This is a genomic window from Mycobacterium sp. NGS69, assembly GCF_059812165.1.
Genome location: NZ_JCALCD010000004.1, coordinates 128,451 through 142,177 on the forward strand (window position 1 = coordinate 128,451; position 13,727 = coordinate 142,177).

A 13,727-nucleotide genomic window follows, 5' to 3' on the forward strand; every position below is an offset into this window, starting at 1 on the left:
TAGGGTACGATGCGAGCATGGCCGCGCCGACCGCACCCGAAATCGACCCACTCGCCCTCGAGCAGCAGGTCTGTTTCGCGCTGAGCATCACCAACCGCGCCGTGTTGGCGGTCTACCGTCCGCTGCTGGAGCCGTTGGGGCTGACGCATCCGCAGTATCTGGTCATGCTGACGCTCTGGGATCACCAGAAGGCCGGTCCGCGGAAACCGCTGTCGGTCAAGGACATTGCCTCCACGCTGCAGATGGATTCCGCGACGTTGTCGCCGATGCTCAAGCGCTTGGAGGCGCTGGGCCTGGTCACCCGTACCCGAAGCGCCGTCGACGAGCGCTCCACCGACGTCGAACTGACCGACAGCGGCACCGCCTTGCGGCGGCGCGCGCTGAAGATTCCGCCCGCCGTTGTCGCCCGCCTCGGCGTCGACATGGACGAACTTCGGCACCTGCATCAGGTGCTGACCCGCATCAACTCGGCCGCCGTGGCGGCCGGGACACTACAGTCCTGATAAACCCACCAACGGGAGCGAGCATGAGCACCACCAAGCCCAACCTTTGGCAATACATCGGCTATTCGTACGGCCGGTGCCTACCGGATTCCATGCGCAGCTGGGTCGCGAACGATCTGGCGGGCCCGGGAGCCGTGCGCCGGCACATGGTTCGGTGGGCAATACCGCCGCTGTTCGTGCTCGCGCCGTTCTGGCTGCTGCCCGCGTCACTGTACGTCCACACGGAGATGACGGTGCCGCTCTATGTCTGGGCGCTACTCATCTCGCTTGCGCTGAACAAGGTCTGGCGCCGGCACCGGCTGGCGCAGCATGGCCTCGACCCGAACCTGGTCGACGTGATCAAACGCGAGAAAGAATCGAAGATGCACGAGGACTACGCACGCCGCTACGGGCCGCGTCCCGAATCGGCCGCGTGGCAGGACAACAGCAACCCGTTTACTTAGCCGCCTACACCGCGACCAGGTCGTCGGCGTGCACCGCCGGCCGGCGCAGCTCACCGGGCAGGTCGGAGGTCGACCGGCCCATCATGGTGGCCAGTTCGGTCGCGTCGTAAGCGACCACGCCCCGAGCCACCATGGCCGCGTCCGGTCCGCGCAGTTCGACGACGTCCCCGGCGTAGAACCGGCCCGCGACGGTGGTGATGCCGGCGGCCAGCAGCGAGCGGCGTTGGGCCACCACCGCGCGCACCGCGCCCTCGTCCAGCGTCAGCGACCCGGCCGCCTCGGCGGCGTAGCGTACCCAGAACCGGCGGGCCGACATCCGAACCGGCCGAGGCGCGAACACCGTTCCGCTCGAGGCGTCGCTGAGCGCGGTGGCGGCGTCGGCCGCCGCGGCCAGCAGCACCGGGACGCCGGCGTCGGCGGCCAGCAGGGCCGACGACATCTTCGACGCCATCCCGCCGGTGCCCAGGTCACTGCCCGGCCCGGCGACGACGCCGTCCAGGTCGGACGCGCCGGACACCTCGGGGATGAACCTGGCGCCCTTGGTTTTCCGCGGATCGGAGTCGTAGAGTCCGTCGATGTCGGAGAGCAGCACCAGCGCCTCGGCGCCCACCAGGTGGGCCACCAGCGCCGAGAGCCGGTCGTTGTCGCCGAACCGGATCTCGTTGGTTGCCACCGTGTCGTTTTCGTTGACGATCGCCACCGCATGCAGCGCGCGCAGCCGATCCAGGGTCCGCTGGGCGTTGGTGTGCGAGGCCCGCACCGAAATGTCGTGCGCCGTTAGCAGCACCTGCCCGACCGTGCGGCCGTAGCGGGCGAACGCCGCGCTCCACGAGTTGACCAGCGCGACCTGGCCGACGCTGGCCGCGGCTTGCTTGGTTGCCAAATCCTTTGGGCGACGCGATAATCCGAGCGGCTCGATGCCCGCCGCGATGGCGCCCGACGACACGATGACGACGTCGGTACCGGCCTTCATTCGCGTCTCGATGGCGTCGGCCAGCCCGGCCAGCCGACCGGCGTCGAACACCCCGGACGGCGTGGTCAGCGCGTTGGTCCCGACCTTGACCACGAGGCTGCGCGCGGTTCGGATGGTTTCGCGGTGGGCGCTCATTGTTCGTCACCGTGTTGGCGACGCTGGCGCCGGGCGGCCTTGCGCTCGGCGGCCCCGATTCGTTCGGTGCGTTCCAGCCGCGCGTCGGTGCCGCGGCCGGACAGCGCAACATGTTCTCCCGCCGGCGTTTGCGGCTCCCAGTCGAACGTCATCTCCCCGATGGTCACGGCGCAGCCCGGTTTCGCGCCGAGCTTCAGCAGTTCGTCCTCGACACCGAGGCGCGCGAGGCGGTCGGCGAGATAACCCACCGCCTCGTCGTTGTCGAAATTGGTCTGGCCGACCCACCGCTCGGGCCGTGCCCCGGTGACGACGAACCCGCCCTGCCCGTCGGGCTCGACGGTGAAGCCACTGTCGTCGACGGGCAGCGGACGGATCACCGGGCGGCGCGGCACGATCTGGGGCCGCGTCGTGTTGTACTCCGAGATCATCCGCCAGAGCCCAAAGACCAAGGGCTGCAAGCCCTCCCGCGCGATGGTCGACACCAGGAACACCGGCCAGCCACGCTCGGCGATCTCGTCGCGGACGAATTCGGCGAGCTCGCGCGCCTCGGGCACGTCAATCTTGTTGAGCACCACCGCCCGCGGCCGCTCGGCCAGATCACCCAGCACCGCGTCCCCCTGCAGCGTCGGCGTGTACGCGGCGAGTTCGGCTTCCAGCGCGTCGATGTCCGAGATCGGGTCGCGGCCCGGTTCGGCGGTGGCGCAATCCACCACGTGTACCAGCACCGCGCACCGCTCGATGTGGCGGAGGAATTCCAAGCCCAGGCCGCGCCCCTCGGACGCCCCCGGGATCAGCCCGGGCACGTCGGCGACGGTGAAGGTGTGCTCGCCCGCCGAGACGACACCGAGGTTGGGCACCAGCGTGGTGAACGGGTAGTCGGCGATCTTCGGTTTGGCCGCCGAAATCGCGGACACCAGCGAGGATTTCCCGGCCGAGGGAAACCCGATCAGGCCAACGTCGGCGACGGTCTTGAGCTCCAGCGTCAAATCGCGGGCCTGGCCCGGCTCGCCGAGCAGGGCAAAGCCGGGCGCCTTGCGGGCGCGCGATGCCAGCGCGGCGTTGCCGAGGCCGCCGCGGCCACCGGCGGCCGCCTCGAAGCGGGTGCCGGAGCCCACCAGGTCGGCGAGCAGGCGGCCGCGCTCGTCTAGCACGACTGTGCCGTCGGGGACTTTGACCTCCAGGTCCGCGCCGGCGGCGCCGTCGCGGTTGTTGCCCATCCCCTGCTTGCCCGAGGGCGCGGTGACGTGCGGATGAAAGTGGAAGTCCAGCAGGGTGTGCACCTGCGGGTCGACGACCAACACGATGCTGCCGCCGCGGCCCCCGTTGCCGCCGTCGGGCCCGCCGAGCGGCTTGAACTTCTCGCGGTGGACCGACGCGCAGCCGTTACCGCCCGAACCCGCGCGCGCGTGGATGACGACGCGATCGACAAACCGGGGCATCGAGGGTCCTCTCAACTACCGCGGGCGCCGATGCGGGCCGGAGCCCGCGCACAGACGCCTAGTCGGCGGTCTGCCCGGCCGCGACGATGCTGACGGTCTTGCGCCCGCGCTTGGTCCCGAACTCGACGGCCCCGGATTCCTTGGCGAACAACGTGTCGTCGCCGCCGCGCCCGACGTTGACGCCGGGATGAAATTTGGTGCCGCGCTGGCGGACGATGATCTCGCCGGCCTTGACGACCTGGCCGCCGAACCGCTTCACGCCCAGCCGCTGCGCGGCGGAGTCGCGGCCGTTGCGCGAGCTGGAAGCGCCCTTTTTGTGTGCCATGTGGTCCTCGCTACTTGATCCCGGTGACCTTCAGGACCGTCAGCTGCTGACGGTGGCCCTGACGCTTGTGGTAGCCGGTCTTGTTCTTGAACTTGTGGATGCGGATCTTGGGCCCCTTGGTGTGCTCGAGCACCTCGCCGGTCACCGCGACCTTGGCCAGCGCGGCGGCGTCGCTGGTGACCTTGGCGCCGTCGACCACCAGGGCGACCGGCAGCGTGACGTTCGAACCCGGCTCGGAGTCGAGCTTCTCGACCTTGACGACGTCTCCGACGGCGACTTTGTACTGCTTGCCGCCGGTCTTGACGATTGCGTACGTCGCCATCGTTGCTCCTGCCTCTTTCTCGCTTCGCGCGCGTAGCCACCTGCCGGTGTGCGCGTGGTGGGTGCTTGGCGCGGGCCCATGTGTCCCGCTCGCCGGCCGAACCCTCGTCGCTCGGCCTGACGACAACTGTCTAAGGGTACGTGACCAGCGGCTACAGGGTCAAACCGGCTCGCGTAACCGCTCGGGGCGGCGCAGGTCAGTCCACATGGATCGGCGGGCCGGCCGGCCTGCCTGCCGCGCGGCGACGGCGCGGACGGCCGAAAGCCGGTCCGGCGTCACCGGCCCCGCGGTCCTCGGAATCGTCGTCGTCCAGGTCGTCGTCGTCCTCGTCGTCCTCATCGTCATCGTCGTCCAGGTCGAGGTCCTCGTCATCGAGGTCGTCGTCATCGTCGTCGAGGTCGTCCTCGTCCTCGTCGTCCCTGTCGTCTCCGTTGTCCTCGAAGTCCTCCGGCTCGTTGTCGACCAGGGCCGCGGTAGCCGGCTCTTCGATTTCGCCGTCGACCTGGGCGGTGACTTCCTCGGCGGACTCCTCGGCTTCCCCGTCGCTCTCGCCGGCCGCTTCCGACGTCCCGGAGGCGCCCGCCGCCATCGCCTTGAACATCGGGTGTTCACCAGGGGCGTGGGCCGGCAGCACCTTGGCCACGGTGGGCTCCTCGGCCCCCTTCTTCTTCGACCGCCTGCCCCGGCGGCCACCGGATTCGGACTTGCGCCCGTTCGACGGGGCCGAATCGACGGGATCGCTGTGCAGCAGCAGGCCGCGGCCGCCGCAGTTCGGGCACGACGACGAGAAGGCCTCGAGGAGACCGGTTCCCAGGCGCTTGCGGGTCAGTTGGACCAGGCCCAGGGACGTCACCTCGGAAACCTGATGGCGGGTGCGGTCACGGGCCAGCGACTCGGTCAGCCGGCGCAGCACCAGGTCCCGGTTGGACTCCAGCACCATGTCGATGAAGTCGATGACCACGATGCCGCCGATGTCGCGCAGCCGCAGCTGGCGCACGATCTCCTCGGCCGCCTCGAGGTTGTTCTTGGTGACGGTTTGCTCGAGGTTTCCCCCGGACCCGGTGAACTTGCCGGTGTTGACGTCGACGACCGTCATCGCCTCGGTCCGGTCGATCACCAGGGTGCCGCCCGACGGCAGCCACACCTTGCGGTCCATCGCCTTGGCGAGCTGTTCGTCGATGCGGTGCACCGCGAACACATCCGGTCCGCTCGCGTCGTCCGGTCCGGCGGCGGGCTCGTACTTGGTGAGTTTCGAAACCAGCTCTGGTGCAACGGAATTCACGTACTCGTTGATCGTGTTCCAGGCCTCGTCGCCGGAGACGATCAGTCCGGCGAAGTCCTCGTTGAACAGGTCGCGGATGACCTTGACCAACACGTCGGGCTCTTCGTAGAGCGACACCGCGGCGCCCGCGGCCTTCTGCTTGGTCTCGGCGGCCTTGGCCTCGATCTGTTCCCAGCGTTCCTGCAGGCGGGTGACGTCCTTGCGGATGTCCTCCTCTTTGACCCCCTCGGACGCGGTGCGGATGATCACCCCGGCGTTGGACGGCACCACCTCGCGCAGGATCTCCTTGAGCCGCTGGCGTTCCGTGTCGGGCAGCTTGCGGCTGATCCCGGTCGACGACGCGCCCGGCACGTAGACCAGGTAACGGCCGGCCAGTGACACCTGTGTGGTCAACCGGGCGCCCTTGTGGCCGACCGGGTCCTTGCTGACCTGCACGACGACGTAGTCGCCGGGTTTGAGGGCCTGTTCGATCTTGCGGTCCGACCCGCCCAGCCCGGCGGCCTCCCAGTTGACCTCGCCGGCGTAGAGGACGCCGTTGCGGCCGCGGCCGATGTCGACGAAGGCCGCCTCCATCGAGGGCAGCACGTTCTGCACGATCCCGAGGTAGATGTTGCCCACCAACGAGGCGGAGGCGGCGGAGGTCACGAAGTGTTCGACGACGATGCCGTCTTCCAGCACCGCGATCTGGGTATAGCGCGCGCCGGGGTGCGGCGGCTCGGTGCGGACCCGGTCGCGCACGACCATCATCCGTTCGACGGCCTCGCGGCGCGCCAGGAACTCGGCCTCGGTCAGCACCGGCGGGCGGCGCCGCCCGGCGTCGCGCCCGTCGCGGCGGCGTTGCCGCTTGGCCTCGAGCCGGGTGGAGCCGTCGATGCCCTTGATCTCGCCGGTGGAGCTGCCGTTCTCGTCCCTGCCGTTCTTGCCGCTGCGCGGCGGGCGCTCGTGCACCACGGTGTTCGGCGGGTCGTCGGGCGACGGACCCTCGTCGTTGTCGTCATCGGCTCCCGACTTGCGCCGTCGCCGCCTGCGGCGGCGCCGGCTGGCGGCCTCCGAGGACCCGTTCTCGTCGTCGCCGCCGTCGGCATCGTCCTCGTCGGCGTCCTCGTCGGCGTCATCGTCGGCGTCCTGGCCGTCGGGTCCGCCCTGTTCGCCACGACCGCGGCCACGGCCACGGCGGCCGCGACGCCGCCGCCGGTTGGCGGGCCGGTCGGCCTGCTCGTCGTCGTCGGCGTCGGAATCGTCGGAGTCGGCGGCCGAATAGTCCCGGTCGGTGTCGCGGTCGCCGCCGGTCTCGACCGGCTGTGGCGCGACGAACACCGGCATGTAATCCCTTCCCGCGCTTGAGGCATCGAGCAGCAGCGGTTGTTCTGCGGCGGCCGCGCTGCTGAAGCCCGGGATGTTCGGCAGGGGTTGGGCGAAGAGCAATTCGCGCACCTTGATGGCGTCCTCGCGGTCCACGCCGGAGTGCACGTTGCGGTCCCGCCCGTCAATGGCGTTGAGCGCCGCCAGCACCTCTTTGTTGGTGCTCCCCAGCGCCCGCGCCAGCTGGTGGACTCTCAGGCGGTCCGGCAGGTCCTCGTTCCGGGCCGGCTCTCGCGACGAGTCTGTGGGTGGTGCACTGTCTGCCACGTATTCTCCTTTAGCCCCCGGGCGCGTCTTTTCGACGCGGCCACGCGAGGGCTTCGCTATAGGCCCGGGTCACTTCTCCCAGGCTTGTGATGGTCTTGCCCCGAGCGGCTCAGGAAGAACTCACTCGGCGCCGTGCTGAATGTAGGCCTGACATGCGGCGCAACATCGCGGGATCGCGATGGTCGCGCTTGTCGAAGTCTTCATTCGGGTGTCCGAAGCCGGTCCGGCGACGTTCACCCGCTGTCAGTATCCCACATCACTTCCAGTGCCCACTCGCGCCCGATCCGCGCGCGTCAGCAAACGCCGACGGGGCCCCTGGTGCGGCCCTATCGTCCCAGCGCTAAATTCCGGGAAACCAGAGCGCGATCTCGCGCTTGGCGGAATCGGCCGAATCGGACCCATGCACCAGGTTGAACTGCGTCTCCAGCCCGAAATCGCCCCGAATCGTGCCGGGGGTGGCCTTGTCCACCGGGTCGGTACCACCCGCGACCTGCCGAAACGCCGCGATCGCGCGCGGCCCCTCCACTATCGCCGCGACTACCGGGCCCGAGGTGATGAACTCCAGCAACGATCCGAAGAAGGGCTTGCCCTCGTGCTCCGCGTAGTGCTGGCCGGCCAACTCCTCGCTGACGTGCCTGAGCTGCAGCGCCGCGATGGTGAGGCCTTTCCGCTCGATGCGGCCGATGATCTCGCCGATCAGATGCCGCTCGACGGCGTCGGGCTTGATCAGTACCAGCGTCCGTTCGGTCACGGCGCACAGCGTACATAACCGATTGCCGGTTAGCTTGGCGGCGACTGGCGGCGGCGCACCTCGGCCCGGAAGTACGCGATCAACGCCCACAACCCGGTGAACAGCACGCCGATGAATCCCACCCCCGGATACACCGCGAAACCGGCGAGCAGAATCACCTGCGCGCCCAGGTTCACCCAGATCGCCCAGGGCCTGCGCTGGAGCCCTGCCAGCAGGATCAGCACCACGGCCAGGCCGATCAGATAGGCCAGCGACGCGGCGTTCAGGCCGCCGCCGACCGCGGCCACCACCGGGATCGCCAGGAGCACCACGATCGCCTCCAGGATCAGTGTCGCGGCCATCACGCCACCGAAGCTCTTCCAGGGGTCGGGACTCTGCTCGGTCATTGGGGGTCCCGCCCGAACAGGGTCCGCGCGGCGCCGGCGGTGACCACGGAGCCGGTGACGACGATCCCCGTTCCCGAAAACGATTCCGCCGCACCGCTTTCCGTCGCGGACTCGTCGACCAGGGCGGTCGCGACGTCGACGGCGTCGCGCAGGTTTTCCGCGGTCGTCACGCGCTCGGGCCCGAACCGCTCACGGGCGGCCAGCGCCAGCGACTCGACGTCCAGCGCCCGCGGCGAGCCGTTATGGGTCACGACGACCGCATCGAACGCCGGCTCCAGCGCGGCGAGGATGCCGTCCACGTCCTTGTCGGCCATGATGCTGAGCACCCCGACCAGGAATCGGAAGTCGAATTCGCCGGCCAGCGTCTGCGCCAGCGCGGTGGCCCCGGCCGGGTTGTGGGCGGCGTCGATGAACACCGTCGGCGCGCTGCGCAGGCGTTCCAGCCGGCCCGGGCTGGTGACGGCGGCGAAACCCGCCCGGACCGCCTCGACGTCGAGCTGTCGCTGCGCGCCCGCCCCGAAGAAGGCCTCGACCGCCGCGAGTGCCAGCACCGCGTTGTGGGCCTGGTGTTCGCCGTGCAGCGGCAGGTAGACGTCCGAGTACACCCCGCCGAGGCCCTGCAGCTCCAACACCTGCCCGCCGATCGCGACCTGGCGGCCCAGCACCGCGAACTCCGAGTCCTCGCGGGCGACGGCGGCGTCGGCGCGCACGGATTGGGCCAGCAGCACCTCCATGGCCTCCGGCGCCTGGCGGGCGATGACGGCGACGGTGTCCGGGGCGCCCTCCGGCGCCCGGTGGATGATGCCGGCCTTCTCGCCGGCGATCCCGGCGAGCTCGCCGCCGAGGTATTCCGCGTGGTCGATGCCGATGGGGGCGATCACCGCGACCGGCGCGTTGATCACGTTGGTCGCGTCCCAACGGCCGCCCATGCCCACCTCGACCACCGCCACGTCGACGGGCGCATCGGCGAACGCGGCGAACGCCATCCCGGTGAGCACCTCGAATTTGCTCATTGCCGGCCCGCCGTCGGACTGCGATTGCGCGTCGACCATCTGGACGAACGGCTCGATCTCGCGGTAGGTCGCCACGTATTGGGCAGGGCTGATCGGTTGCCCGTCGATGGCGATGCGCTCGACCGCCGATTGCAGATGGGGGCTGGTGGTCCGCCCGGTGCGCCGGCCCAGCGCGGTCACCAGCGCGTCGACCATCCGCGCCACCGAGGTCTTGCCGTTGGTGCCCGCGATGTGGATCGACGGATAGCCGAGCTGCGGCGAGCCCAACAGGTCCATCAGGGCGCTGATGCGGGTCAGGCTCGGCTCGATCTTGGTTTCCGGCCAGCGTTGATCCAGCAGGTGCTCGACCTGCAGCAGCGACGCGATCTCATCCGGTGTGGGAGCCGCGCTGATGCCCCGTTCGGGCGGCTCACTCATTGCAGCCCGGCCAGCCTCGCGTTGATCCGGTCGGTTTCCTCCAGGGCGACGCGCTGGCGGTCGCGAATCTTGGCGACGACCTGTTCGGGGGCTTTGGCCAGGAAGTCCGCGTTGCCCAGTTTGGCGGCCGTGGACGCCAGCTCCTTTTGCGCCACGGCCAGATCCTTTTCCAGGCGCCGGCGCTCGGCGGCGACGTCGATGGTGCCCGACGTGTCGAGTTCGACGACGACGGTGCCACCGGACAGGCGCACCTCCACGGACGCCGACGGCCGAAAACCCGGATCCGGCGCGGTCAGCGAGGTCAGGGCCATCACCTGTGCGCTCAACTGGCCACCACCGGTCAACTGGGCCGGCACCTTCTGCCGATCGGCCAGACCCTGATCGCTGCGGAACCGACGAAGCTCTGTGACAAGCTTCTGCTTCTCGCTGATCCGTTGCATCACAACGGGATCCAACGCAATGCCCGACGGCTTAGGCCAGTCCGCGATCACCAGCGACTCCCCGCCGGTCAGCGCTTGCCACAGCGCCTCGGTGACAAATGGGATCACCGGGTGCAGCAACCGCAGCAGCGTGTCGAGTACCGCGGCCAACACGGCGGTGGTGTGGGCGATCCCCTCGTTCAGTTGGGTCTTGGCCAATTCGACGTACCAGTCGCAGAATTCGTCCCACGTGAAGTGGTAGAGCGCCTCGCAGGCGCGACTGAATTCGTAGCCGTCGAAAGCCGAATCGACTTCGGCGCGAACCTCTTCCAGTCGCCCGAGGATCCAGCGGTCGTCGTCGGTGAGGTCGGCAACTCCGGGCAGCGGCGCGGGACTGGCACCGTTAAGCAATGCGAACCGCGTCGCATTGAACAGCTTGGTGACGAAGCTGCGCGAGGCCCGGACGGCATCCTCGCCGATGGACAGGTCGCCGCCGGGGCTGGCGCCGCGGGCCAGCGCGAAGCGCAGGGCATCGGCCCCGAACTCGTCCATCCAGTCCAGCGGGTCGACGACGTTGCCCTTGGACTTGCTCATCTTGCGGCCGAACTCGTCGCGGATCAGCCCGTGCAGGAAGATGTCGGTGAACGGCACCTGCGGGCCGCGGCGGCCGCCGAGCGTGATGGCGTTGTCGCCGCCGACGAACGTGCCGAACATCATCATCCGCGCGACCCAGAAGAACAGGATGTCGTAGCCGGTGACCAAAACGCTGGTGGGATAGAACTTTTCCAGCTCCGGGGTCTCCGCCGGCCAACCCAGCGTGGAGAACGGCCACAGCGCGGACGAGAACCAGGTGTCGAGCACGTCGGGGTCCTGCTCCCAGCCAAGCGGCGGCGCCTCGTCGGGACCGACGCACACCTGCTCGCCGTCCGGCCCGTACCAGATCGGGATGCGGTGACCCCACCACAGCTGCCGCGAGATGCACCAGTCGTGCATGTCGTCGACCCAGGCGAACCAGCGCGGCTCCAGGCTGGCCGGGTGAATCACGGTGTCCCCGTTGCGAACCGCGTCGCCGGCGGCCTTGGCCAGCGATTCCACCCGCACCCACCACTGCAGCGACAGCCGCGGCTCGATCGGCTCGCCGCTGCGCTCCGAATGCCCGACGCTGTGCAGGTAGGGCCGTTTCTCTTCGACGATCCGGCCCTGCGCCGCCAGTGCTTCCCGAACGGCAACCCGCGCCACGAAGCGGTCCATTCCGTCGAATTGCGTTCCGGTGTCGGCGATCCGGCCCTTGGTGTCCATGATTGAGATCATCGGCAGCTCGTGCCGCAGCCCGATCTCGAAGTCGTTGGGATCGTGCGCGGGCGTGACTTTGACTGCGCCCGTGCCGAATTCGGGGTCGACGTGCTCGTCGGCGACGATGAGGAGCGGACGGTCCACGAAGGGGTGCGGCAGGCTGGTGCCGACCAGGTGGCGGTAGCGATCGTCGTCCGGATGGACCGCGATGGCGGTATCGCCCAGCATCGTCTCCACCCGTGTGGTGGCGACCACGATGTGGGGTTCCGCGTCGTCGAGCGAACCGTACCGGAACGACACCAGCTCACCCTCGACGTCGAGGTAGTTCACCTCGAGGTCCGAGATCGCCGTCTCGAGCACGGGCGACCAGTTCACCAGCCGCTCGGCCCGATAGATCAGCCCCGCGTCGTAGAGCCGCTTGAAGATGGTGCGCACCGCCCGCGACAGGCCCTCGTCCATGGTGAAGCGGTCGCGGCTCCAGTCCACGCCGTCGCCGAGCCGGCGCATCTGGCCGCCGATGGCGCCGCCGGACTCCCGCTTCCAGTCCCACACCTTGTCGACGAACAGCTCCCGGCCGAAGTCCTCCTTGGTCTTGCCGTCGACCGCGAGCTGCTTTTCCACCACGCTCTGCGTCGCGATGCCCGCGTGGTCCATGCCCGGCTGCCAGAGCACCTCGTAGCCCTGCATGCGCTTGCGGCGGGTCAGGGCGTCCATCATGGTGTGCTCGAGCGCGTGGCCCATGTGCAGGCTGCCGGTCACGTTGGGCGGCGGCAGCACGATCGAATAGGCGGGCTTGGAGCTGCTCGCGTCGGCCTTGAAGTAACCCGCGTCAAGCCACGTCTGGTAGATCGCGTCCTCCATCGCGGCCGGATCCCACGACTTGGGGAGCTGGTCGGCGGCGGGGTGGGGGGTGGCGGTCACCGGTCAATTCTAGGGATGGGCGCAGGCCCGCAAGTAAGCGGTCGAATCCGGCTTGGCGGCGCCGAGATTGCCGCTACGCACACCGGTGCCGGCGTGTCGTGTGCGTGGTTCCAATGTCGCCAGCCGATGTGGCCGATGTCACCCGGCCAGCCGGTCGACCCCCAGCGACACGCCGGCGGCCGGGAATCGGGCGAGCAGCGCGTCGCCCATCGCGGCCGCGGGCGTCAGCACGCCGAGCAGGTCGGCGAGTTTGTCCCGGTCCAGCGCGAGGGCCAGGCCGCACTCCCCCAGCAGCACCGCGGTCGCCTTGTAACCGGGGTCACCCTGCTGCTCCATCCGCGCCACGTAGCGGGCACCGGTGCTTGTTGTGGTGTAGGTCTCGATGCGGTAGTAGCCGCGCTCGCGGGCCGCCTCGCTCGGACCCGTGCCCGGCTTGGGAAGAACCCGCTCTACCAGCCGGCGCGGCAGGAAGCGGAAGTAGCGGCTGCCCAGCCCGAGCATCGCGTTGCCGACGCCGCTCACGAGGGCCGACGCCATCGGCGCGAGAGCCGACGATCCGACGCTCATGTTCTCGTCGTAGCGGAACTGCCGGCCGTACGCCCAGTCCAGCAGCGCGTTGCTGCGCCGCACGATCCGGGTGTTATAGGGCGCCATCAGGAATCCGGTGGTCCACACCCCGGACAGTTCGGGCGCGATCTGGCGACCACGACGCCAGGGCAGGTCGGGCTGGCGGCCCAGTTCGGGTTCCGAGCCGCGGTCGGTGCTCAATGTGTAGGGGTCGAGGAGCTGGCGGCGCGCCTCGGGGTCGCGCGAAGCGATGTCCATGATTTCCACCCCGGAGGCGATCGTGCCACCGGACAGCCCGCCGGACATGGAGCGCACCACCAGGTGCGTGTCCCCGAGCTCGCCGGCGCCGTCCCGCTGCGCGGCCCGGTACAGCGCGTAGACGCTCAAATCCGAGGGGACCGAATCGAACCCGCAGGAGTGCACGATGCGGGCGCCGGTGTCGGTGGCCTGCTTGTGATGGAGGTCGATACTTTCGCGGACGAACGTCGCCTCGCCGGTCAGGTCGGCGTAATCGGTGCCCGCGGCCGCGCACGCGGCCACCAGCGGCAGCCCGTAGCGGGTGTAGGGGCCGACCGTCGTGACCACGACTCGGGTGCGGGCGGCCATCTCGTCCAGCGTCGACGGCGACGCGGCATCGGCGGTCAAGATCGGCCAGTCCCGTGCCGATTCGTTCAGGGTGTCGCGCACGGCGCGCAGCCGGTCCGGCGACCTGCCCGCCAGCGCGATCCGCGCGCCCGCTCCGGCGCGCGCCAGGTAGTCGGCCGTGAGCTTCCCCACGAAGCCGGTCGCCCCGTACACGACGATGTCGAATTCGCGCGGCGTTGCGGTCACCGGCCCGACGCTACCCGACCAGTCCCCCTAAACAAGTGGTGCCGGGCGCGAGGGCCCGGCACCACTTGTACCTCTACT

12 protein-coding genes are annotated in these 13,727 nt (G+C 69.5%); 2 read left to right on the forward strand and 10 right to left on the reverse strand.

The features are described from left to right. The first annotated feature begins 17 nt into the window (after positions 1-17). On the forward strand, positions 18-503 hold the full coding sequence (locus tag AC5Y2S_RS13405; RefSeq protein ID WP_499907431.1) for a MarR family winged helix-turn-helix transcriptional regulator: 486 nt from the start codon (positions 18-20) through the stop codon (positions 501-503). 23 nt (positions 504-526) lie between these two features. Then, entirely contained in the window at positions 527-946 is a 420-nt protein-coding gene (locus AC5Y2S_RS13410) for a DUF5313 domain-containing protein (RefSeq protein ID WP_499956620.1), read from the forward strand. A gap of 4 nt (positions 947-950) precedes the next feature. Here AC5Y2S_RS13410 and proB read toward each other — a convergent pair whose 3' ends face one another. From proB to AC5Y2S_RS13460, 10 genes are all read right to left on the reverse strand, one after another. Next, positions 951-2,054, reverse strand: a complete 1,104-nt coding sequence (gene proB, locus AC5Y2S_RS13415) for a glutamate 5-kinase (RefSeq protein WP_499956621.1) — start codon at positions 2,052-2,054, stop codon at positions 951-953. Then, complete coding sequence (gene obgE, locus AC5Y2S_RS13420; protein WP_499956622.1) at positions 2,051-3,493, reverse strand: GTPase ObgE; 1,443 nt, start codon at positions 3,491-3,493, stop codon at positions 2,051-2,053. Before obgE ends, proB begins: the two co-directional genes overlap by 4 nt. Positions 3,494-3,551: 58 nt before the next feature. Next, on the reverse strand, positions 3,552-3,818 hold the full coding sequence (gene rpmA, locus AC5Y2S_RS13425; RefSeq protein WP_067007979.1) for a 50S ribosomal protein L27: 267 nt from the start codon (positions 3,816-3,818) through the stop codon (positions 3,552-3,554). Between the two features lie 10 nt (positions 3,819-3,828). Further along, on the reverse strand, positions 3,829-4,140 hold the full coding sequence (gene rplU, locus AC5Y2S_RS13430) for a 50S ribosomal protein L21 (protein WP_067007977.1): 312 nt from the start codon (positions 4,138-4,140) through the stop codon (positions 3,829-3,831). A 196-nt stretch (positions 4,141-4,336) separates the two neighbouring features. Beyond that, on the reverse strand, positions 4,337-7,051 hold the full coding sequence (gene rne, locus AC5Y2S_RS13435; protein ID WP_499956623.1) for a ribonuclease E: 2,715 nt from the start codon (positions 7,049-7,051) through the stop codon (positions 4,337-4,339). Between the two features lie 340 nt (positions 7,052-7,391). Continuing rightward, positions 7,392-7,802 (reverse strand): nucleoside-diphosphate kinase, encoded by a 411-nt coding sequence (gene ndk, locus AC5Y2S_RS13440; RefSeq protein ID WP_499956624.1) that lies wholly within the window; start codon positions 7,800-7,802, stop codon positions 7,392-7,394. A 29-nt stretch (positions 7,803-7,831) separates the two neighbouring features. Then, on the reverse strand, positions 7,832-8,188 hold the full coding sequence (locus tag AC5Y2S_RS13445; RefSeq protein ID WP_499956625.1) for a DUF4233 domain-containing protein: 357 nt from the start codon (positions 8,186-8,188) through the stop codon (positions 7,832-7,834). Beyond that, positions 8,185-9,618: a bifunctional tetrahydrofolate synthase/dihydrofolate synthase gene (gene folC, locus AC5Y2S_RS13450; protein ID WP_499956626.1), complete on the reverse strand. Its 1,434-nt coding sequence runs from the start codon at positions 9,616-9,618 to the stop codon at positions 8,185-8,187. The genes AC5Y2S_RS13445 and folC overlap by 4 nt, the downstream gene beginning before the upstream one ends. After that, positions 9,615-12,251, reverse strand: coding sequence for a valine--tRNA ligase (locus AC5Y2S_RS13455; protein WP_499956627.1), 2,637 nt, complete (start codon positions 12,249-12,251; stop codon positions 9,615-9,617). The genes folC and AC5Y2S_RS13455 overlap by 4 nt, the downstream gene beginning before the upstream one ends. 138 nt (positions 12,252-12,389) lie before the next feature. Then, complete coding sequence (locus AC5Y2S_RS13460) at positions 12,390-13,649, reverse strand: saccharopine dehydrogenase family protein (RefSeq protein WP_499956628.1); 1,260 nt, start codon at positions 13,647-13,649, stop codon at positions 12,390-12,392. Positions 13,650-13,727: the final 78 nt, after the last annotated feature.